Source organism: Pseudoalteromonas sp. SR43-5 (genome assembly GCF_014163835.1).
Lineage (GTDB): Bacteria > Pseudomonadota > Gammaproteobacteria > Enterobacterales > Alteromonadaceae > Pseudoalteromonas > Pseudoalteromonas distincta.
Window position 1 is genome coordinate 25,126 of record NZ_JACJEA010000021.1, and the last position, 23,289, is coordinate 48,414.

Annotated in this window: 20 protein-coding genes; 18 read left to right on the forward strand and 2 right to left on the reverse strand. The window is 39.2% G+C overall.

What is annotated here, in order from left to right; translation table 11 throughout:
* Window positions 1-165 precede the first annotated feature (165 nt).
* The 5 genes from H5090_RS13420 to H5090_RS13440 all read left to right on the forward strand — a co-directional run bounded on the left by H5090_RS13420 (window position 166) and on the right by H5090_RS13440 (window position 7,456).
* Window positions 166-1,755, forward strand: a complete 1,590-nt coding sequence (locus tag H5090_RS13420; protein WP_138490010.1) for an ABC-F family ATPase — start codon at window positions 166-168, stop codon at window positions 1,753-1,755.
* Window positions 1,756-1,906: 151 nt separating this feature from the next.
* Window positions 1,907-2,389, forward strand: a complete 483-nt coding sequence (gene purE / locus H5090_RS13425) for a 5-(carboxyamino)imidazole ribonucleotide mutase (protein WP_002962540.1) — start codon at window positions 1,907-1,909, stop codon at window positions 2,387-2,389.
* A gap of 2 nt (window positions 2,390-2,391) precedes the next feature.
* Window positions 2,392-3,543 carry a 5-(carboxyamino)imidazole ribonucleotide synthase gene (locus H5090_RS13430; protein WP_182695938.1) on the forward strand — a complete coding sequence of 384 codons (1,152 nt, stop codon included), beginning with the start codon at window positions 2,392-2,394 and terminating at the stop codon, window positions 3,541-3,543.
* A 112-nt stretch (window positions 3,544-3,655) separates the two neighbouring features.
* Window positions 3,656-4,819 carry an endonuclease/exonuclease/phosphatase family protein gene (locus H5090_RS13435; RefSeq protein WP_182695939.1) on the forward strand — a complete coding sequence of 388 codons (1,164 nt, stop codon included), beginning with the start codon at window positions 3,656-3,658 and terminating at the stop codon, window positions 4,817-4,819.
* Between the two features lie 132 nt (window positions 4,820-4,951).
* Entirely contained in the window at window positions 4,952-7,456 is a 2,505-nt protein-coding gene (locus H5090_RS13440; RefSeq protein WP_182695940.1) for a prolyl oligopeptidase family serine peptidase, read from the forward strand.
* Window positions 7,457-7,537: 81 nt separating this feature from the next.
* Here the strand turns inward: H5090_RS13440 and rrtA are convergent, their stop codons facing one another.
* Window positions 7,538-8,122 carry a rhombosortase gene (gene rrtA / locus H5090_RS13445; RefSeq protein WP_182695941.1) on the reverse strand — a complete coding sequence of 195 codons (585 nt, stop codon included), beginning with the start codon at window positions 8,120-8,122 and terminating at the stop codon, window positions 7,538-7,540.
* A gap of 97 nt (window positions 8,123-8,219) precedes the next feature.
* On the opposite strand from rrtA, the gene ggt reads away from it, so the two are divergent.
* From ggt to H5090_RS13460, 3 genes are all read left to right on the forward strand, one after another.
* Window positions 8,220-9,998, forward strand: a complete 1,779-nt coding sequence (gene ggt, locus H5090_RS13450) for a gamma-glutamyltransferase (protein WP_182695942.1) — start codon at window positions 8,220-8,222, stop codon at window positions 9,996-9,998.
* A 142-nt stretch (window positions 9,999-10,140) separates the two neighbouring features.
* Window positions 10,141-11,835: an NAD-dependent malic enzyme gene (locus tag H5090_RS13455; protein ID WP_024604382.1), complete on the forward strand. Its 1,695-nt coding sequence runs from the start codon at window positions 10,141-10,143 to the stop codon at window positions 11,833-11,835.
* Window positions 11,836-11,989: 154 nt separating this feature from the next.
* Complete coding sequence (locus H5090_RS13460) at window positions 11,990-12,715, forward strand: SIMPL domain-containing protein (protein ID WP_024596616.1); 726 nt, start codon at window positions 11,990-11,992, stop codon at window positions 12,713-12,715.
* A 16-nt stretch (window positions 12,716-12,731) separates the two neighbouring features.
* Here H5090_RS13460 and H5090_RS13465 read toward each other — a convergent pair whose 3' ends face one another.
* Window positions 12,732-14,084: a DUF2254 domain-containing protein gene (locus H5090_RS13465; RefSeq protein WP_182695943.1), complete on the reverse strand. Its 1,353-nt coding sequence runs from the start codon at window positions 14,082-14,084 to the stop codon at window positions 12,732-12,734.
* Between the two features lie 152 nt (window positions 14,085-14,236).
* Here H5090_RS13465 and H5090_RS13470 point away from each other — a divergent pair, with 152 nt between their 5' ends.
* The 10 genes from H5090_RS13470 (at window position 14,237) to H5090_RS13515 (ending at window position 23,281) form a co-directional block, all read left to right on the forward strand.
* The gene (locus tag H5090_RS13470) at window positions 14,237-14,608 is read left to right on the forward strand and encodes an MAPEG family protein (protein WP_002962524.1); all 372 of its coding nucleotides are present in this window, start codon (window positions 14,237-14,239) and stop codon (window positions 14,606-14,608) included.
* A gap of 14 nt (window positions 14,609-14,622) precedes the next feature.
* Window positions 14,623-15,255, forward strand: coding sequence for a sulfotransferase (locus H5090_RS13475; RefSeq protein ID WP_182695944.1), 633 nt, complete (start codon window positions 14,623-14,625; stop codon window positions 15,253-15,255).
* 47 nt (window positions 15,256-15,302) lie between these two features.
* A complete protein-coding gene (locus H5090_RS13480; RefSeq protein ID WP_165743839.1) occupies window positions 15,303-15,875 on the forward strand; it encodes a tRNA-(ms[2]io[6]A)-hydroxylase in 573 nt (190 codons plus the stop codon).
* 212 nt (window positions 15,876-16,087) lie between these two features.
* Window positions 16,088-18,007, forward strand: a complete 1,920-nt coding sequence (locus H5090_RS13485; protein ID WP_182695945.1) for a pilus assembly protein N-terminal domain-containing protein — start codon at window positions 16,088-16,090, stop codon at window positions 18,005-18,007.
* Window positions 18,004-18,681 (forward strand): lipopolysaccharide assembly protein LapB, encoded by a 678-nt coding sequence (locus H5090_RS13490; protein WP_182695946.1) that lies wholly within the window; start codon window positions 18,004-18,006, stop codon window positions 18,679-18,681. Before H5090_RS13485 ends, H5090_RS13490 begins: the two co-directional genes overlap by 4 nt.
* Window positions 18,682-19,055: 374 nt before the next feature.
* Window positions 19,056-19,445, forward strand: a complete 390-nt coding sequence (locus H5090_RS13495; RefSeq protein WP_010552792.1) for a hypothetical protein — start codon at window positions 19,056-19,058, stop codon at window positions 19,443-19,445.
* A gap of 83 nt (window positions 19,446-19,528) precedes the next feature.
* On the forward strand, window positions 19,529-20,296 hold the full coding sequence (locus H5090_RS13500) for a hypothetical protein (protein WP_182695947.1): 768 nt from the start codon (window positions 19,529-19,531) through the stop codon (window positions 20,294-20,296).
* A 6-nt stretch (window positions 20,297-20,302) separates the two neighbouring features.
* Window positions 20,303-21,601, forward strand: coding sequence for a CpaF family protein (locus H5090_RS13505; protein ID WP_182695948.1), 1,299 nt, complete (start codon window positions 20,303-20,305; stop codon window positions 21,599-21,601).
* Window positions 21,594-22,469 carry a type II secretion system F family protein gene (locus H5090_RS13510; protein ID WP_182695949.1) on the forward strand — a complete coding sequence of 292 codons (876 nt, stop codon included), beginning with the start codon at window positions 21,594-21,596 and terminating at the stop codon, window positions 22,467-22,469. The genes H5090_RS13505 and H5090_RS13510 overlap by 8 nt, the downstream gene beginning before the upstream one ends.
* Window positions 22,466-23,281 carry a type II secretion system F family protein gene (locus H5090_RS13515; protein WP_182695950.1) on the forward strand — a complete coding sequence of 272 codons (816 nt, stop codon included), beginning with the start codon at window positions 22,466-22,468 and terminating at the stop codon, window positions 23,279-23,281. Before H5090_RS13510 ends, H5090_RS13515 begins: the two co-directional genes overlap by 4 nt.
* The last annotated feature ends 8 nt before the right edge of the window (window positions 23,282-23,289 follow it).

Consider the following 23,289-nt stretch of genomic DNA (forward strand, 5'->3'; position numbering starts at 1 on the left):
ACGAAACCATTAAATCTAATCCGTTATTTTTACTACTAACTACATAGCCATAATAAATGGCTAAAACGCAGTGGTTTGCTTTTAAACTTTCATAGAAAAACAGGCCATTTTGGTTTAAACTGCGCGCAATTTAAATACATCATTACTCCTTTGGAGGGTAGCGCTATTATTAGTACAGCTAATGTCACCATGCAATTTGGTGCTAAACCATTATTTGAAAATATCTCAGCAAAATTTGGCGATGGTAACCGTTACGGTTTAATCGGTGCAAATGGTTGTGGTAAATCAACATTTATGAAAATTTTAAGTGGTGAGCTCGAAGCGTCTGCAGGTAATGTAAGTACTGATCCTAACGAACGCGTTGCTAAACTTAACCAAGATCAGTTTGCCTACGAAGAATACTCAGTAATCGATACCGTGATTATGGGCCACAAAGAGTTGTGGGAAATTAAACAAGAACGAGACCGTATTTACTCTTTACCTGAAATGAGTGAAGAAGACGGTATGAAAGTAGCCGATCTTGAAACTGAATTTGCTGAAATGGATGGTTACTCTGCAGAATCTAAAGCAGGTGAGCTTTTATTAGGTGTAGGTATTGGCACTGACCAACACTTTGGCCCAATGTCAGAAATTGCACCGGGTTTTAAGCTGCGCGTGCTACTTGCACAGGTATTATTTTCAGACCCAGACATTATGCTACTTGATGAGCCTACTAATAACTTGGATATTTACACCATCAAGTGGTTAGAAGACGTGTTAAATCAGCGCGACTGTACCATGATAATCATCTCGCATGACCGTCACTTTTTAAACTCTGTGTGTACACACATGGCCGACATTGACTACGGCGAGCTTCGTATTTACCCAGGTAATTATGACGAATACATGTTTGCAGCAACGCAAGCACGTGAGCAATTACTTAACGAAAACGCGAAAAAGAAAAACCAAATTGCTGAACTTCAACAGTTTGTATCTCGTTTCTCTGCTAATGCATCTAAAGCTAAGCAAGCAACATCGCGTGCTAAACGTATCGACAAAATCCAATTAGACGAAGTTAAAGCATCTTCACGCCAAACGCCGTTTATCCGTTTTGATCAAGAAAAGCAGTTATTCAGAAACGCACTTGAAATGACAAACTTAACACAAGGTTTTGACGACAATACGTTGTTTTCTGGACTTGAAGGTTTAGTAGAAGTTGGCGAACGTATTGCTATTATTGGTGAAAATGGTGTTGGTAAAACAACATTACTTAATACATTAGCAGGGCGCCTAGCACCTAAAGCTGGTGAGTTTAAGTTCTCAGAAAACGCGAATATTGGTTACTACGCGCAAGATCACGCTGATGAGTTTGCAACCGACATGAACTTGTTTCAGTGGATGGAGCAATGGCAACAAGAAGGCGACGACGAGCAAGTGGTTCGTAGCTTCTTAGGCCGTATGTTATTCTCTCAAAATGATATTAAAAAATCAGTTAAAGTAATTTCAGGTGGTGAGCAAGGCCGCATGTTGTTTGGTAAAATTATGATGCATAAGCCAAACATATTGTTAATGGATGAGCCAACTAACCACATGGATATGGAATCAATTGAAGCGCTTAACTTAGCCCTTGAAGCATACGAGGGTACATTGATGTTTGTTTCCCACGACCGTCAGTTTGTATCATCGGTTGCAACCCGTATTTGGGAAATTAAAGACGGTAAAGTTATCGACTTTAGAGGCAACTACGCCGAATACTTAGCGAGTAAAGAAGCTTAATTAGCTATTTACCCGTTAACTCTAAAAAGCCATGTTTAAACATGGCTTTTTTTGTTTTTGTGAGTCGCAATTAAACTTGGTTTGGGTATAATACCCGCCTAAAACCGGACATAAGTCCGCTATTTTTAAAATACATTACTGAGGAGTATTTATGACTGTTGGCATTATTATGGGTTCAAAATCAGATTGGCCAACCATGGAACATGCAGCACTTATGCTAGAGCATTTTGGCATTAAGTACGAAACCAAAGTCGTGTCTGCACACCGCACTCCTCAATTACTTGCTGATTACGCAAGTTCAGCCGCAGAACGTGGTATTAAAGTTATTATTGCTGGTGCTGGCGGCGCAGCGCATTTACCTGGTATGGCAGCTGCTTTTACGTCGCTTCCTGTACTTGGCGTACCTGTAAAATCAAAAGCATTAAATGGTGTTGATTCACTTTTATCTATTTGCCAAATGCCTAAAGGCGTTGCAGTAGGTACGCTTGCAATTGGTGAGCCGGGCGCAGCAAACGCGGGTTTATTAGCTGCACAAATTTTAGGATGTCAAAATCCAGAAATTTTTGCAAAAATTGAAGCGTTTCGTAAAGCTCAAACCGACACTATATTAGCTAATCCAAACCCTGCAGAGTAATAATGAATATTTTAATATTAGGTGCAGGGCAACTTGCACGTATGATGAGCCTTGCAGGCGCGCCGCTTAATTTAAACGTTGTTGCGTACGATGTAGGCAGTAAACAAATTATGCACCCGCTAACCGGTGACATTTATAACACATCGCTTGAGCAAGCAATATCAAACGCTGATGCCATTACTGCCGAGTTTGAGCACATTCCTGATGACGTATTAACCCTTTGCTGTAACAGTAATAAGTTTTACCCAGGAAAAGCCGCTATTAAAACCGGTGGCGATCGCTCGCTTGAAAAGGCATTGCTTGATAAAACAAACGTAACTTGTGCGCCGTACCAATTAATTACTGAAAAAGCGCATTTAGAACTTGCCGTTAAAACACTAGGTAAACCACTTGTAATTAAAACATGTCAAGCGGGTTACGATGGAAAAGGCCAATGGCGTTTAAAATCTGATGATCAAATAGACGAAATTTGGTCACAAATGGATGATTTTATTGCATCGGGCACCGAGCTTGCGCCACATACGATTATTGCTGAAAAAATGATTCCGTTTGATCGTGAAGTATCTATTATTGGTGCACGCGACAAACACGGTAATGTTGCTATTTATCCGCTAACAGAAAACGAGCACACAAATGGTGTATTAACGCTTTCTATTGCCGGTAAAAATAATCAAAGTGTTGAAGCTCAAGCAAACGATGCATTTACAAAAATAGCAAACGAGCTTAACTACGTTGGCGTATTAGCAATTGAGTTTTTTGATGTAAGAGGCACGTTACTCGTTAACGAAATTGCACCGCGTGTACATAACTCAGGCCACTGGACGCAACAAGGCTGCCATTGCTCACAGTTTGAAAACCACATGCGTGCTGTTGCAGGTTTGCCGCTTGGTAATACAGAGCTTAAACACATTACCGCGATGATAAACGTATTAGGCCAACCAAGTATTCCAAGTGAAGTATTAAAAACGGTTGATTTAACGAGCCATTGGTACGGTAAAACAGCTAAGCCAGGTCGTAAAATGGGCCATATTAATGTATCAGCTGTTAATATGAGTGAGCTTGCGGACAAACTTGGTGAACTTACAGAGTACCTACCAGAGCAAGATTATCCTGGTATTTTAAAAGCAGCTGCCAATTTAGTGCTCAGTGAATAGTTATCATACCTTTATATAAATACCGGCTTAAGCCGGTATTTTTTTGTCATAAAAATGGGCTTTGAATATGTAATACTGTTAAAGTCTAATTTTAAATTTGTGAAGTAAAACAATGAAACTAAAAACAATATCTGGCGTGCTAGCCATTACTGCATTATTTAGCTTAAATACATTTGCATCGGAATCTCTTCGTGTTGCAACTTTTAATGTAAGTATGGATGCAACTAATCACACGCCTAAAGGTGAGCAAGTTAAAAGTGATGCTTTAGTTAATGCACTTAAAGCTAACCACCAGCAAATTAAGAACATAGCGGAAATTATTCAGCGTGTTCGCCCTGATATTATTTTACTTAACGAATTTGATTACATCCCAAAAGAGCAAGGCATTGAATACTTTAATCAGCATTATTTAAATGTAGGTCAGCAAAAACAAGCCGCTATTAACTACCCTTACTCTTATATTGCACCAGTAAATACAGGCCTAGCTACCGAGTTTGATTTAGATAACGATGGCAATAAAAATGGCGTGATGGGCGATGCACAAGGCTTTGGCTTTTTTGAAGGGCATTATGGTATGGCTATTTTGTCAAAATACCCAATTAATTTTGATAAAGTAAGAACCCTTCAAACCTTTAAATATAAAGACATGCCAAATGCACAAATGCCTGTAATGCCTAAAACAGGTGAAAACTGGTATAACGCACAAGAATGGCAAGCACTTAGACTCAGTTCTAAATCGTTTTGGGATTTACCTATCAGCATAAATGATAAAACAATTCATGTTATTGCATCTCACCCAACACCGCCTGTATTTGACGGTGAAGAGGATAGAAACGGCAAGCGTAACCACGATGAAGTAAGATTAATTGCCGATTACGTTTCAAATGCTAAGTATATTTATGACGATAAAGGCGAAAAGGGCGGTTTAAAAGTTCACTCTCGTTTTGTTATTTTAGGCGATTTAAATGCAGCCCCTGAGGGGGACAAAGCCCGTACAAATACCACCGACCAATTACTTAAAAACCCACTTATCAACGCAAGCTTTGTTCCAAAAAGCGAAGGTGCTAAAGAGCAGTATGATGTGCCATATGCACAAAATTACAGTGCTAATTGGCAAGCCCGTGTTGATTACGTTTTACCATCAAACTATGGTTTAAAAATTAAGGACGGTGGTGTGTTTTGGCCTACTAAAATGAGTAGTGAGTATCGCTTAATTAAAGATAGAAACGCATCGAGCGATCACCGCATGGTTTGGCTTGATTTGGTAATTGAATAACGCCTGTTAACATGAGAAGCGCTAGTAAACTGAGCTTTACCCTGTTTAATGGCTATTTATCTTAAAAAATTGCAATAACTTAAGTGCTTCTGCTTAAATACGGCTTAATTATAATAACCGTATAGAAGCACTATGATTTTTAATTTTTCTTCATCTAAAACGTTAGTGGCCTTAGCTGTTGCCTCAAGTGTTATGCTTGCAGGTTGTAGCGCTACCGCTAATACCTCTTCAACACAGCAAAGTGCTTTACCAGCAACTAAAATTGCTGCGGTTGTAAACACGCCAGCAGATATCGGCTCACAAAAAATAACGCTAGAACAAGCAATGGCCGATCCGGATTGGATGGGTAATCAGCCAGAGGGTGCTTACTGGGCGAGCGATTCGTCTACTATTATTTATGCTCAAAAAGAGCAGGGTAATACACTACGCGATTTATTTAGCCAATCGGTTACTAGCCAAACAGCAGAGCAAGTAGCTCTTAATAAACTTCATACTGTGGGTTCTAATAAAGCCGTTTATTCTAAAAATAAAACAATGGCGGCCTACACATTTAAAGGCAATGTATTTGTTAAAAACCTAAAAACCGGCGAACTTAAACAAATTACAGCTACATCAGCGGGCGAGTCAAAGCCACAATTTTTAAATAATGGCGATTTAGTTTACCGCCAAGGCAATGTATTTTTTAAAGTTGATTTAAAAACAGGCTTAACGAGCGAGCTTGCTAACTTAAAACTTGCTGATGAGCCAAAAGGTATTGAAGAGCCAAGCACGTATATTGCTAAAGAGCAGCATAAATTGATTAAATTTGTGGCGCTCCAACAAAAAAATAAAAAAGATAAGCAAGCACGCAGTGAGCAAATTAATGAACAAAACGATTCAATTGTTAACACAGCTTATTACTTAGGCGAAGGAAATACCGTTGCAGAAGCGCAGCTTTCGCCAAATGGTGATGCGCTGTTAGTCGTTGTACAAAAGCAAACAGACTGGCGTGGTGATGGCGATATTATGCCTAACTACATTACAAATGACGCCACTATAGAACCTAAAAAAGCACGCCGCCGTGTAGCCGACGCTAAAGAAGAAACCTCAAAGCTTGTCTACATCAATTTAACTAACAAAGAGCAAACATCACTTAGCTTTAATACCTTACCGGGCTTTGACGAAGATGTTTTAGCCGCAGTTAAAAAAGAAAATTATGCACGTGATGGTAAAACATATAAGTCTAAAAAGGCACCTCGTGGTATTAACCTTATTATGGACTGGGGTTTTGAGCAAAGCCCAATAGTATGGAACGATGACGGCTCGCAAGTAGCTGTAATGCTTGAAGCGTGGGACAACAAAGACCGCTGGCTTGCAACGGTAGATTTTAAAAACAACAAACTTGTGTCGCAACATCGCCTGCATGACGATGCATGGATTGCTTACGCATTTAACGACTTTGGTTGGTTACATAACTCAAACACGCTTTATTACCTATCGGAAGAGTCGGGTTACAGCCAGCTTTATAAAAAGCCTGTAAATGGTAGTGCAACCGCACTAACACAAGGCCAATTTGAGGTTTCTAACTTAACGCTTACCAGCGACGACAGCGCAATTTATTACAAAGCGAATGTTGAGCATCCAGGGCTTTACGAAATTTACCGTGTTAACCCGCAAACAGGTAATAGCGAGCAAGTAACTGACTTAAACGGCATGACCGATTACACGTTGAGCCCAGATGAAAACAAGTTACTTCTTAAGCACTCTACAATTACTATGCCTAATGAGCTTTACGTAGCAGATGCTAAAGCCAATACAAAAGCAACGCGATTAACTCATACAGTGTCGGATGAGTTTTTAGCTAAAAAGCTAACTGCACCTAAAATTGTTGCTGTGCCATCGAGCCATACCGAACAACCAATATACGCAAAAGTGTACTACCCAGCTGATTACGTTGAAGGTGAAGTAGGTAAAAATCGCAAAGCAGTTATTTTTAACCACGGCGCGGGTTACTTACAAAACTCACATATGGGATTTTCGGTTTATTTTCGTGAATTTATGTTTCATTCATTGCTCGCTGATGAAGGTTACATAGTAATGGATATGGATTACCGCGCATCTAAAGGTTACGGGCGTGATTGGCGCACCGCAATTTATCGTCAAATGGGAACGCCTGAAACACAAGATTTAGCCGATGGCGTTAAATGGATGGCGCAAAATGCCAACGTTGATACCAAAGCAGTCGGCACTTATGGTGGCTCTTACGGCGGCTTTATGACCTTTATGGCATTGTTTACCGCGCCTGAGTTGTTTCAATCGGGTGCGGCACTTAGACCTGTTACCGATTGGGCACATTACAATACAGGTTATACAGCTAATATATTAAACCATCCTGATGTTGACCCGATTGCGTATGAGCGCAGCTCGCCAATTTATTACGCTGAGGGCTTAAACAAACGTTTATTAATTAATGCCCCAATGGTTGACGATAACGTGTTTTTTCAAGACTCAGTGCGTTTAGTACAGCGCTTAATAGAGCTTGAAAAACAAAACTTTGAAACAGCTATATTCCCTGTTGAACCGCATGGCTTTGTACAGCCTTCAAGCTGGTTAGACGAATACCGCCGTATTCATAAATTATTTAAAGAAACGCTTTAAGCTTTAATTATAAAAACAAAAACGCCGCATTGGTTTAGTTAACTAATGCGGCGTTTTTATTGGGTTGAACAAAATCTAACTTTATTTTTTCTTTTTAAAGAGCTCTATAACCAGTGGTATGGCAAGCAGAGTCCCGCCAATTACACCAATTAAATGTGCATCAATAGCCACAGTGGAGTTAATAAGCTTTCCTATATCAGCATTAGGGCCGCTAAATTGCTCAAACGCTATTTTAATCCATACGCCTATAAATAATAAATAACCCGACTTAAGCCCTACGGTTATATCTTTAACTGCGCCCCAAATAATTACACCATGCAGTAGAGCACTTAATCCGGTGTAAATATGTATGTTTGGGCAAAACCAATAAACACCGAGTCCACACCACAGTGCTAGCGAAATTGCATTAAAAGCGTAGCGAGTAGGGGATGTGTATTCGCCATGTAGTAACCATATTAGTAAAACACCACTGGCATTTAATCCCAAATGAGCCCAATTAGCATGAACAAATTGGCTAGAAAAAATTCGCCACAGTTCGCCATCATCAATTAGGCTTCGGTTAAATTCAAGTAAACTATTTAAATCAAATGCAGCAAAAATGGTACTAAAAAGCAGCAAAATAATAGGCGGTAATATATAACGAGGTTGAATAGGTAAATTAAGCATTTTATTATATTTTTTTAGTCAAAATTTTTGCATATTGTGCCCGTTTAACTTTAAGATGCCAAATACAACTACGTAATTAAGTGTTTTTAGTATTTTTATGCATTTTAAACTTAACTCATTATTTGCCATTGGGCTGTGCGCAGTATCACTGCCTTCATTTGCACAGCAAACAACTCAAATTGAAACTCGCGAACCTGAAGCTGCTACCGGATTAATCCATAAAAAAGTAGTGCAAGGTGATAAATACATGGTAGCTGCGGCAAATCCATATGCCTCAAAAGCCGGTCAACAAATTTTAGCCCAAGGCGGCAGTGCCGTAGATGCTGCGATTGCTACTCAACTAGTGCTTACTTTAGTTGAACCGCAATCCTCAGGTATTGGCGGTGGTACATTTATGATGTATTACAACAAAGCTAACAATAAATTGACTAGTTTTGATGGCCGCGAAACAGCACCTGCAAATGCAGACGAAACGCTGTTTTTAGATAAGCACGGTAAAGCCGTTAAATGGATTGAAGCTGTAGTAGGCGGACGCTCTGTTGGTGTGCCTGGTATTTTACACGCCTTTGCAAGCGCGCATAAACAATACGGTACATTGCCATGGGAAGCGCTTTTTAAACCGGCTATTGAACTTGCAGAGCAAGGCTTTGTAATTTCGCCGCGTTTACATGGCTTATTAGCACGCCAATTAAACCCTGGTGTATTGAGTATGCCCATTATTAACGAATACTTTTACCCAAATGGTAAGTTAATTGAAGTAGGTAGTGTTAAAAAGAATCAACCGCTTGCTGATTTATACAAAGACATTGCAAAGCAGGGCATTGATGCATTTTACAAAGGCGAAAACGCTAAACAAATGGTTAATGCTGTACAGCACTCTAAAATAGCCCCTGGTAAATTAAGTGTGCAAGATTTAGCAGATTACAAAAGTAAGGAACGCGATGCGGTATGTATACAATACCGTGCTTATAACGTGTGTTCTATGGCGCCACCAAGTAGTGGCGGTGTAGCTGTGCTACAAATGCTTGGCCTACTTGAGCATAAAGATATGAGCGCACTTAAACCAAATGGCGAAAAGGCGATTCATTACTTTAGCCAAGCTTCGCGTATTGCATTTGCCGATCGCGATATGTACATGGGCGATCCCGATTTCACGCAAGTACCTACAAAAGAGCTATTAAACAAAGATTACATTGCCTCACGCGCTAAATTAATTACCGAAACAGACCAAAAAGCCGTAGCCGGTAATCCAGTAGGGTACCTAAGTTATGCAATGGATGATTCATACGAGTTACCTTCTACTTCTCATGTCTCTATTGTAGATAGTAAAGGTAATGCCGTTTCGATGACTAGTTCAATTGAAATGGCGTTTGGCTCTACGGTTATGGTTAATGGCTTTATTTTAAATAACCAACTAACTGACTTTTCGTTATCGCCACGTAAAAACGGCAAGCTTGTAGCAAACCGTGTAGAGGCTGGTAAACGCCCGCGTAGCTCTATGTCACCGGTAATGGTATTTAATAAAGATGGCAGCTTACGTTTAATTGTAGGCTCACCTGGCGGTAGTCGTATCATAGATTACGTTGCACAAGTTGTTGTGGGTGTTATTGACTGGAATTTATCAGCGCAAGACGCTATTAACTTACCGCGTACAACAAATCGTAACGATTATACCAGCCTTGAAAAAGGCACAGCTATTGAAGCCATTGCGCCTGCGCTTACTAAACGCGGCCACAATGTACGTATTATTGACTTAAACTCGGGCTTACACGCAGTTGAAGTTAAAAATGACAAACTTTACGGCGGAGCTGATCCACGCCGTGAAGGTGTTGCGTTATCTGATTTAACTGATAATAACGCCACTATCAAATTTTAAATTATGTATAATATGCATGCGGGCAGTGAAGCCCGCATGTATTTTCTCTCAATGGTCTGACTAGCTTAATTGTCGTTGCAATTAAACCTCTAACACTGATAATGACAGATCATAACTTAAGACTCCGTTAAAGCCTGGAAATATGACAACTAATACTGATCCTAACTACTTATATATTCATCATTCTGGCCCTGGCCTAATTGAAACACCGCTATTAAATAAAGGCAGCGCCTTTAGTAAAAAAGAACGCGAAAATTTCAATCTTGCTGGTTTACTTCCTCCTCGCTTTGAAACAATAGAAGAGCAAGTTGAGCGTTGTTATCAGCAGTATTCTAGCTTTACCGACAACCTTAATAAGCATATTTACTTACGTGCGATTCAAGATAACAACGAAACACTTTACTACCGTTTAGTGCGTGACCACCTTGAAGAAATGATGCCAATCATTTACACACCGACAGTGGGCGATGCTTGTGAAAAATTCTCTGACATTTATCGCAGCGCACGTGGTTTATTTATTTCGTATGAAGATCGCTACCAAATTGACGACATTTTACGCAACGCTACCAAAGGTAAAGTAAAAGTTATTGTTGTAACCGATGGCGAGCGTATTTTAGGCCTTGGCGATCAGGGTATTGGTGGCATGGGTATTCCAATTGGTAAATTGTCACTTTACACAGCGTGTGGTGGTATAAGCCCAGCATACACATTGCCTGTTATGCTTGATGTGGGTACTAATAACGAAAAGCTTTTAAACGATCCTATGTACATGGGCGCACGCCATAAGCGAATTGCTCAAGACGAATACGATGAGTTTTTAGATTTATTCATTAAAGCGGTTAAACGTCGCTGGCCAAATGTATTACTTCAGTTTGAAGATTTTGCACAGCCAAATGCAATGCCATTACTTAAGCGCTACCGCAATGAAATTTGTAGCTTTAACGATGACATTCAAGGTACTGCGGCTGTAACGGTCGGTTCTTTACTTGCTGCGTGTCGTGTTAAAAATTCAACCCTAAGCCAGCAAAAAGTAGTTTTTGTGGGTGCAGGCTCTGCTGGTTGTGGTATTGCTGAGCAAATTATTAGCCAAATGGTTTTTGAAGGTATTTCAGAAGCACAAGCGCGTAGCCAAGTATTTATGGTTGACCGTTTTGGTTTGCTTAGTGAGGGTATGGAAGGCTTACGCGATTTCCAACAAGCACTTGCACAACCTACAGGCTCGTTAAGTGATTGGACGTACAGCGGCGAGTACGCATCACTGCTTGATGTTATGCACTGTGCTGAGCCTGACATTTTGATTGGTGTTTCTGGTCAACCTGGCTTATTTACAGAACAAGTAATACGCGCTATGCATGCCGGTTGTGAACAGCCAATTATTTTCCCATTAAGTAATCCATCTAAGCAAGTAGAAGCGCATCCTGCTGATGTGATTAAGTGGACTGACGGTAAAGCACTTGTTGCCACAGGTAGCCCATTTGATCCTGTTGAGTACAATGGCGAGATGTTCCCAATCCCACAATGTAACAACAGTTATATTTTCCCGGGTATTGGTTTAGGTGTTATTGCCGCTAAAGCGACACGCATTACAGATGCAATGTTAAGTGTATCTAGCGAAATGCTTGCAGAGTCGTCGCCGCGTGCAAACACAGGTAAAGGTAGTTTATTACCAGCCTTGACTGAAATTGAAACGCTAAGTAAACGTATTGCATTTGCCATCGCTAAAAAAGCAATCGAAGAGGGCGTTGCTCTTGAGATTACTGATGATGCGTTATGGGCAGCAATCGACAAAAATTACTGGTTACCAAAATACCGTAACTATAAACGTTGTAGTGTTTAATTAGGTTTATAAGTAATTAAAAGTAAATGGCGTAATAGCATTAGTTACAACGCTTAACAAAAAACAGGCAATTGCCTGTTTTTTTGTGCTTGTTCATATTTAATTAACCACGTAAGGTCTTTAATAGCATTTACAAAATTAAAGGATCGACTCAATGAAAACACTGACTCTTGTTTTAGGTAGTGCACTGGCTTTAAACGTACTTAGCTTTGATGCACTTGCGGCAGCGACTCCCGATGCTCCTCATATTTATGTTAAGGGCGAAGCGACTCTTACTACAATGCCAGATTACGTACAGCTTAGTGTAGGTATTACCGAAGTTGATAAAGACTTAATTGCTGCTAAAAATAAAACCGACTTAACTATCGCCAAGGCAATTAAGCTCGTAAAAGAGATTGGTGTTAAAGAGGGAGATATAAACGCAGGGCAAATTTCAATAAACCGTGATAGCCAATACAACCGCACTACCGGTAATCAAGAATTTAAAGGCTTTAAGGTTTCTCGTACGTTAACAGTAAAACTCAGCGATATAAATAAATACCCTGAGTTACTACAAAGCTTAGTTAACAACGGTATTAACGAAATTAATCAAACGCAATTTTTAGCAAGTAACTACAACGAGCTGCATAAAAAAGCGCAAAAGTTAGCAATTAAAGACGCACGGGATGCTGCAAAAGAGTTTAGTGAAGATTATGACGTTGATTTAAAAGGATTATACAGCGCGTCACTAAGTCCACTCAATGTGCAGTCGCAGCCTTATATGCGCGCAGAAAAAGTAATGATGGCTGATAGCGCACCAAGTAACTATGTACCTGATGCCTACCATGCTGGAGAGATTAAAGTAACAGCGTCAAGCTACGCTGTTTACTACATAGATTAAACTATGTTTTAAGTTTTTATTTTTGGTGGTGCTCAAAACGTGCCACCAACTTCTCACCTTGCTCTTGGCTGATACGCGCTATAGAGTTGAGCATATTAGTCACTTCGCGTCTGTCGTATTCATTAGTTACATGCTCATTTATGTCATCAACAATCGCATTTAAATAATTAAATAAACTGTTTCGTGCATCGGTATCTTTATGGGCTACAAACAAAATATTTTTGAATGCCTCAAGCACGTTTGTCATTACGTATGCATCGCCTTTGGCGTAATTACGCAGCGGTGTAAAGTTGTCATGTAATAACTCATCAAAGCTTGTTTCATGAAGGTACAACAATGGGGCATTATCACTGTGCTTAAACGAGTAGTTAATATCGTTAATTGAAAGTCGTTGAATAAGTAAAATACTCAGCATATCAATTGATTTAACCGCAGTACCGGGATCGTTTATGCCCGGGCTCATTGCCTTAACTGCAATTTCTGATATTTGCGTTAATCCATAACGGTAATGATCGCTAATGTACTCTTCTATATAAAAAATAAAGCAGTCGAGAATTTTATTAATCAGCTCTTCATCGTTTGCTATCTCTTTATTACATTTTAAAAACGGGTAACCTTTAACTGTAAAATAGCCTTGGTTTACAGATATATACACCTTTATATCTTGCTCAGCCAAAATGGCACACAGCTTATCGGTATGTACGCCTTTATAATATCCTTCTGTTTTACTGCTAACCGAATGCCATTTGCTAAAGTCTGGAAAGTCCTCAACTGGGTTCTCTTGTTGTCTTTGTATTATTGTTTTAATTTCGTTTTTAGTTTGACTAAACAAGCCATTTAAAACGTTATCAACTTGAATAGCACGTGAGATTGAGTGTATAAAAAATACAAACAAACCTAATGAAATCAATCCAAAAACAAGTGCAAACAACACACCTATTGAAGGAATTGCTGTACTGCCACCATCAAGCTTATTAATATTTATAAGCATAATAATAGAGTAAATTATGCTGCCTAAATAAAACCCCAAAACCATTTGGTGTGATTTGCGCGTAATAAGCCCTGGCACTACGCGGGGCGATAAACTCGCGCTGGCTGAATTTAAAACCACCATTACCATCGAAAAACTAAACACGGTAAGCGAAATTATACTCCCCGCTAAAGTGCTTAAAATAGTCCGCGCGTTTTCGGCGCTATCTACAAGTACAACCGATATAAACGATTTTAGCTGCTCAACAGGGGCTAAATATTCAACCGACATTGTAATAATGGCAAATACCAAAAAGCCCACTGAAAGCATCGAAGGGTAAAAGCCAATACTGTTAATCATTTCACGGTAACTGTCGGCTACTTTACGAGGTACAAACATAAAATCCTTATGTATTTTCTACTAACTTAATACCTCTAGCTTAGCATAGGCAATTATTAAACTTCTGATAATGCTGCTCAAATTTATGTGTTATTATCACGCCCACAATAATAGAGCGCATATTTATGCGATAAAAATAACAGGAAAACGCCGTGATCATTTCAACTTATGCTGCATTACTCGCATTCTTTTACATTTATTTAAGCTTTAACGTAATAAAAGTGCGCCGTGCGGAGCAAATATCGCTTGGTGATAACGGTAATGCAACGCTGCAACGTGCTGTGCGTGCCCACGCAAATTTTATGGAATACGTGCCATTTGCTTTAATTTTGCTTTTTTTAGCAGAGTACCAAGGGCTTGCTAGCCATTACTGCCATATATTAGGTGGTGCGTTATTAGTAGGGCGTGTGTTTCAAAATTTAGGCATAGTAGAAAAAAGCCTTAAATATCGCCAAATTGGTACTATTACTACATTTTTAGTCATGATTATCAGCGCCTTTGTATTACTAGTAACACGCGGCTAATTAAAGAAAAGTTAATGAGCAAAATATTTATAATAGGTTTACCACGTACCGGCACAACTAGTGTGTGCCATGCATTTTTAGAACTTCGCATTACAACAGCGCATACCGCGTATACTAATGCCTGTTTTCAAAATGCCAGCGCAATTGCCGACACTCCCATATTTAACGACTTTAAAGCACTTGATATTCATTACCCAGACTCTAAGTTTATTTATTTAGAGCGCGAATTGAGTGCATGGCTACCTTCAATAAAGCAGCTTTTAACGCGTATGCACACTAATTTAACGCGCGGCGACGGGGGCTTTAATATTCATATAAAGCGCTGTTATTTAAATACGTTTAGTGAGCTTTCGCTTAATAATATTAGCGACGATAGTTACTTAGCTCACTGCTACGAAACACATTTGAACGATGCTCACACGTACTTTAAGAATCGTGACAACGATTTTTTATCCATTGATATAGCAAAGCCTGATAGCTACAAAAAACTATGCGATTTTTTAGCATTAAAAAGTGACAAAGCTGATTTTGAAAAAATGAATATGGGCGGCAAAGTCACCGCATGGAACGATATTAAACACCTGCTAAAAGTCGAATCCACCGCTAAAGGGCGCATAGATAAATTGCTGCCTTACAAGATTTTTTAAAACAAATACGTTAAAATCCCCGCATTATTATTTAAGTTGTACAGAACATGTTTGAATTAAAATACCACACCCCATTTGAATGGACCGAAGTTGTCCTTGCTGACTTTAATACTTTTTTACAAGATCATGCCGCTGCAGAAAAAAAAGCATCGGGTATGGCTATGTCTATGCTTTCGCATTACCCAGACAAACGTAAATTAGTAAAAGCCATGACCGACTTAGCATTAGAAGAATTAATACACTTTAAACAAGTGCTTAAGTTACTTTTAGAGCGCGATGTAAACTTAGGTGACGACAAAAAAGACCCGTACATAAAACAAATACGTGCACTGTTTAGACATGGTCGTGATGGTTTTTTAATGGACCGATTACTGGTTGGCGGTGTAATTGAAGCACGTGGTCACGAGCGTTTTTCTTTAGTTGCACAAGCACTTCCTGAGGGTAAAGAAAAAGACTTTTATGTTGCGATTGCCAAGTCAGAAGAAAAACATAAAAACCTTTTTGTAGAGCTTGCTTACGAATACTTTGATAAAGAAGAAGTTGATACTCGCCTAGAAGAGTTACTTACAGCAGAAGCTAAAATCTGTGAAAGCATCCCATTTACAGCTGCTTTGCATTAACTAAAATTAGCGCAGAGCCTATTTTATTCGCTTTGCGCCACCTGCCTCTACTCTCATTTCTTGGTTAAACCCTTCATGAATTATTGATTTGCAATTTGCGAATCAAAATAATAAAACACACTTTCACACATCTTAATGCATTGATAATAAATACAAAAGCGTTTGGTCTCATACTTGCTACCTATACACTAAGCAAATAGAGGGAAAGGCTTATGTTAAAATTTACTTTTATACTATTACTAATATCTTTTAGCGCCGTAGGCAGTGAAAGTCATTTAGATTATATAGAAAATGCAAATGGTGAGCGGGTACAAAAAGTATCACACTTAGTTAAATGGACACATACTCGCTTTGTGTTTACCCGTGATATTTCGCGTATAGCACTTGGCCACGAAACAACGCTTGATGTGAACGTGGTTAATGGTCGCGAGCTACTAATTTTAGCTAAAAAGTTAGGCCGTACATCTATGATGGTGTGGTACGACGATAAAAGCTCGGAAACATTTTTACTTGGTGTTACCGAAGACTATAGCGTACTGGAAAATGCCTTAAACGATATTCACCCTGACGTGCAACTAACCATAGCACCTGATCGCCATGCTGTTGTATTACGCGGTGAAGTACCTACTATAAATTATCGTCATGCCGCTTATGAAGCTGCAAAAAACTATCTATACGCCAGTAGCTCACAAGCATCACAACCCGTTATTACCTCAAACTCTAACCAAGGAATGTTTAATTCTCTCGCTCAACGCTTGCAAGGATTGGGTAACGCAAACGGTGGTACCTCTCAAAACTCGAGCAAAGTCGCTATTATTAATTTAATAAAAGTAACTCAAGCACCCAAGCCAAAAGAAGAACGTATTAGCGAAGTAATTAAATCAATGGGCGCAGATAAAGTGACCATTAAACGCATCTCGGTTGATGAGCTATCAAATGATGATAGCGATGTATTTTTACTGTCAGGCTCTGTAAAAAATCAAATAAAGCTAGTGCGCTTATTAAATACAATTAATAAATTATTCGAACCAGAGCAAGCATTACAAACTCAGGGATCTCCTCTTGATCCTAATAATTTAATGGGCGGCGCAACGCAGGATAAAAGCGCAGGTATTGAAGTGCTTGCCAACGAGTCGGGTGGGTTAATAAACGATGCTACATCAGGGTTAAACTTAAGTAATGTAAGTTCTAATATTGCCAGAGCAACGTTGCTTTCAGTGGCTGGCGGTAAAGTTTTGTCGAGCATTGAAGTTGAAGATTTACCTCAAGTGCGTGTGTCGGTGCAATTATACGAAGTAAATCAACGTAGATTAAAGCAATGGCGCCCAGATATTAGCGTGCTCTCTAATGGGTATGAAAAAGAAGCGGGATTGTTTGGTCGTGACGGTATGACTGAACGCGAATCAGGCTCTGCAACAATAGAAAATGCGCTGCAATTAATTGGCGGTCAATTAACTAATAACTTACAGCTTTCTACCTCACAGTTTGCCATTGATATGTTGTTTTCATTACTTGAACAAGAAGGTATTTCTCGAACGCTTTCTCGCCCTACAATAACGGTTTTAGCTGGTGAAAGTGCCGTATTTAAGGTCGGTGGAGAAGTACCCGTACCTACAAGTTATAGCCCTTCAGGAATTACAAGCGGGCAGCAAGGTAGTAGTGGGTCGGTGTTTAGCGGCACAGAATTTAAATCATTTGGAGTTGAATTAAATGTACGCGCCATGGTTGACGACAAAGACAGAATCACACTTGATCTAAACCCAGTAATTTCGCTACCCGATACCACGTTAACCGCCGAAATTGCACAAAGCACAGGCAGCAGTTTGAACAGTAGTGCATTTAATACACGCAGCATGCAAACATCAACGCGTTTAAAAGACGGACAACCTCTTATTATTGGTGGCTTAATTAGCACCGATAACAATGCAAGCCACGACTTTGTACCTGATGGCAACGGCAATAGCATGCTAGGAAAGTTAAGCGAAACAACCAGTAAAAGTGAAAACAACCGCGAGCTTATAATTGTTGTAACTCCAAACCTGGTGCGTGAGCCAATTAATACCTTACGTTCGTGGGAACAGGCAAATATAGACACCCAGATACTTAGCTATATACAGGAGCAAGGGCTATGAAAATACTTTATATAATTTTACTGCTTACTTTATCGGGTTGCGCTCATATTGATTACAAGCCAACAGTAAATCCTTACAACGCGCTGGGTGACATAGTTAAAAAATACCAATTAAATGCCCAACCATTAAAGTGCGAAGGTATTAATGCAAGTGACTGTTTGAACCTTGTGCATGAGGTTAATCAGTTAATGCTTGAACACCCCGATAACACGGCAATACTTTCAATATCGGCATATGTACTTTATAAAAGTGGCCGTGCTAATCAGTCTCAACAAGTTATAAATACTCTGCTTAATAAAGCTAACCCGCCGTTAAACGCAATTACTTTAGGAGTCACTTTAGCAATTGAGCAAGGCAATTTAGCTAAAGCGAAAAGCATTGCCCAATACGGCGTAGATGTTTTTGGTACACATGCTTCACCATACCTGCAAATGGCCTCTATACATTATGCCCAGGGTAACTACGTTGTAGCTTCAAACTATTTAGAGCTTTCGGTTAAGTTTGGTTTAAATAGCACCGCCTATTTTTACCATAAAGGCCTAATTGAAGAAGCTAATACCAATAATTTATTGGCCTGTGGCTATTATGAGCAAGTTTTACGTGCAGAACCCACGCATCAAAAAGCACTTGCTAGGCGCGGTAAACTCTCTGTTTTAGGTAATTGTTATTCTTAAGGCCTTCGGGCCTTTTTTTATACCTAAAATTTGGCATTATTAAGGAGCCAAAACCACTTTATTATTTATCAAAAATAGTAGTAGAGCTTACGCTAATCATACGTTTTATAAGTTACCCCACAAGACTGCTTCTAATATTTAACCCTTTTTGAATACCTATTAGTTTTAATAATTTAACAGAGCGTTTCTAACATTAAGTATCTAAAAATTATTTTTTAATATTGATTTGCATTTTGCAAATCAAAAGTAAAAACAGCTAAAGAACAAATAATCCAAACAAACTAACCATATGTATTTAAAGGATTTAATTAGTTGGCATGGTCCTCGCTATATATAAAGTGAGCATAAGCTCTTCTAATTTAAAGGCTACGATTATGAAAACTATTAAACATAACTTAAATAGCAAAAAGCAAAAAGGTTTTGTACTAACGTCAGAGCTAATCATTCTTTCTACTTCAATGGTAGCGGCACTTGTAATTGGTTTATCTACATTACGTGACTCGGTGACCAGCGAACTTGAAGATGTAGCTGAAGCAATTGGCTCACTTGACCAAAGCTATGTATTTGACGGCATGATTAACGCCGAAGGCACAGCTGAAGTGTCTGGCTCTGGGTTTGTAGATTCAGTTGACGTGTACGCAGGCGATGGTAGTTCATTCACTTTTGTTGCATCAGACTTTAGTGAAAGTGCCGCACTTGTTAATGCAACACCAAGCGGCGATGCTGCAACACGTACAGCAGCAGGCGGTTCACAAGGTAACTAACGCAAGGTAACCAGGTTTGAATACCAAGCTTAAGGCTCACTGCCACAAAATTGTGGCAGTGAAAGTTACTCCGGAGGAATATTATGAAAAGTAAAAGTAACAAAGGCGCAACCACAGCGGCTCTCACATTACTCATCACCTCTGGCATGTTAGCTTCGGCTTTGGGTATTAGACAGGTAAACGATGAAAATAGCGTAACAGCTTGGGTAGTAAACAAAAATATGTCGGCCGGTCAAACAGTAACCGTTCACGATGTTGAGCAAAAGAGTATAGATCCAAGTAACTATTCAAATATTGCACTGAGCGTTCAAAACCCACGTGCATTAATTGGTCAAAAATTAGCAACTAATAAAATTGTTGAACAACCATTATTTGGCACAGATTTTATCAGAGCGAAAAGCCAAAATTTATCAGAAGCCATACCGGCAGGGCGTGTTTTATATACTTTAAAACTAAACACCTTGGATATTCCGCTTTCGCGCATACACAAAGGTGACCGACTCGACATAGTCGCTAAAACTAATCGTCTAGTAAGAACAGTTGCCCGTGATGTACAGCTCATTGGTGTTTCAAAAGGCCCTAAATCGCAAGCCGAAAAAAATGGCGTAATGGATAACTTAGCTAAAGAGTCTAATTCTGCTACAGGCGGTGTTTCGTTAGTCCTTGCGGTACTTCCAAAAGATGTTTATTCGTTGGCGGGTATAGATAACGCCGACAAAGTTTCAATTATTGTGCATAGCGCTCATGACATTGAACAAGGTCGTTTGCAAAACTTTTCACGCTTACAAACCAGTCGCACAATCGAAGTGGTTAAAGGCGTTAAAAATGAAGCTGTATATGTAGCTAAGTGAGTTTTTATGTTTAATTTATCAAGCAAACATGAAGAAGTTCAAACCAGTTTAAGTACCCTTGAAGAGCTTAAAAAGCTATTGCACGATGCCGTTATCGAAGAGTACGAACAAGAACCAACCGCGCTTTTATCAAGTAATGTTCTCGAAAAAATCTCTGCGTTGTGTAGTGAAATTCCACAATTTAATCAATCTTCATTTAACCAACATCAACAAGAGCAGGTTGTGCAGGCTGTTTTTGATGAAATTCAAGGCTTGGGACCTATTGCACAGTTTATGCTGGACGATCAGGTAAGTGATATTTTAATAAACGACACGCAAGATATATGGATTGATAAGCAAGGCAAACTACTTTGCACAGCCAGTAAGTTTGATGACGAACGCCATTTACGCCGATTTGTTGATCGCTTACTTGATGGCTGTGGTCGCCAGGTAAATGCGCTTATGCCAATTGTTGATGGCAAATTAAAAGATGGTAGCCGTGTTCATATTATTGTACCGCCTGCGTGTACCGGCGCCGCTATTGTGTCTATTCGTAAGTTTAATCATAAAAAAATAAACGATGACTTTTTAGTTAATAACCATTTTTTAGATAAAAACATCTTATTATTTTTAAAAAGTGCAGTTAAAACAGGCGTTAATATTTTAGTCTGTGGCAATGCGGGGGCTGGTAAAACGTCATTATTGAACGTACTTGCCAACTCAATTAATCCAAACGAACGTGTTGTAACCATTGAAGAAAGCGCTGAGCTTAATTTGCATCACAACCATGTTGTGCAATTGGAAGCCCACGACACTAACAGCGATGGTAAAGGTGCAGTAAGCCTAAGAGATTTAGTAAAAGCAGCCCTTAGAATGCGCGCAGATAGAATACTTGTAGGTGAGGTACGCTCAGGCGAAGTAATCGATATGCTCCAAGCAATGAACTGTGGCCACCAAGGTTCGATGACGACCATACATGCTAACAGTGCAAATGATGCCGTTATTCGTTTATCTACCTTAGTGCAGTTACACAATGCACAACTGAGTGATACCCATACAAGTTCGCTAATCGCGTCGAGTATTCAGCTCATAGTTCATGTTTCTCGCTCAACTAATGGCATCCGCACTCTAAAAAGTATTGGTGAAATTAAGCGTGTTAATGGCGGCGCACAATTTAGCCCGCTTTATAGTATTAACGAAGCAGAACCAGTACAAAGTGATTTAATAGATAACTCAAGTGTTATTGAGTTTATGAAAGGTCAAGGCGCAAATGCACAAGAATTGAAAGCATTACTGCACAATAACCCGGAGGCTAACAATGACTAAACTTGATTATTTATTAGCTATTGCGGCGGTTATAACTTTTGTACTGGCTGCGAGTGTATTGGCTTCTTTGTATGTGAATAATAAAAGCAACCAAAGCACTAAAAAAGCAGATATTTTAGAAGAAAAAGATGTCCTTACTCTGTCACTACGAGTGCTTGGTTTAAATATTAGTAACGCCTGGTTTATAAGCATGGCGTGCTCGCTCTCTAGTAGCTCCTGGTTTTTAGCTAAATTATATTACCCAGAGGCATCAACCAGCGCGTTTATTATTTCAATCGTGGTTTTTGTAACCTGTTTTATAACTGTGATTGACTTGGCTCATTATAAATTAGCAAAATTTGAGCATCACTTTTTAGAATTTATTGAAACCGTACAATCGTGTTTAAGCACAGGGCTGTCGCTACAACAATCAATGCAGTTTGCTGATGAACATGCAGACCCATATATAAAAAAACAAAGCACCTTACTAATACAACGCATGAGCATGGGTAGTGATGCCGAAACGTCGTTTGCCCCATTAATTGAAAGATACAACTGCGAAACCGTAAGATTATTTGCTCATAGCATCATCACACATACACAAAGCCAGTGCGATTTGACCGACATGCTAAAAAGCGTATGCAACATGATGTCGCTTCGGACCCTCGACCGCCAACAGCTAAAAGCAAAGCTTTCAGGTACTAAGTACGCTGCTGTATTTAGTGGTTTTTTACCTTACGCACTAATTCCTTTATTTAGCTATACCGATCCAACCTGGTTTGAACCTTTATTAAACGATCCTAATGGGATTGCATTTATAACGGTTGCGCTTCTTTGTCAGCTATTTGGCTTTTTATGGCTACGCCTTAGCTTAAGGGTAACATTATGATTGATATACTTTTACTTATCGGACTTTTAGTAAGTATGGGCTCGTTTATCCATATTCATAGGCAATCTCTTAAAGTCGAATTAGATAAACCCGATACTAAAAACATTAATTGGTATCCGCTAATCATCATCTCTAAACGTCAATTAAGGCAAGCAGGAATTCAAGTTAATAAAATATTAATAAGCCTGTACTGCTTTAAAGTGGCAGCTACTTTTAGTGCATTTACAGTTATAGAACTAACAGGGTACGAGCTGAGCCAATCGATTAAATTATTACTGTGTTTTGTGTGTTTTTTTGCACCCGAATGCTGGTTTTTGTTACGTAAAAATCAACGTAAAACTGTTATAAATAATAGCTTAGAGTTTTTTTTACGGGTGTTACTGGTTTACATGCGCGCTGGATTTTCACTAGAGCGTTCATTTGCACTGGCGGTTGATCATGGATTGAGTCAAAAACACCCATTATACAAAGAGCTAAAGTTATTTTTATTCGAACTAAGTGCAGGTAAAGATCGTGAATTTGCATTTAATTCACTTTTTGAAAGAACCGGCGTATTAGGAATTAAAAAACTCGCAAACTTAATGTTAATAGGGTCAAAACTTGGTACGCCACTTATCCAAGCAGTAGAGGCTCAACTTGAAGGCCTAGCTTTAAAAAAGAACATTTTACTCGCTAAAAAGGTAAACAAAAAAGCGATGCACACAACCTTTCCCATTATCTTAATTTGTTTTCCGATGTTTTTGGTATTGGTGTTTTTTCCCGCAGCATTACAAGTAATGAACGTACTTAAAATGCTTGTAGAAGTGTTATAGGAGCCTGA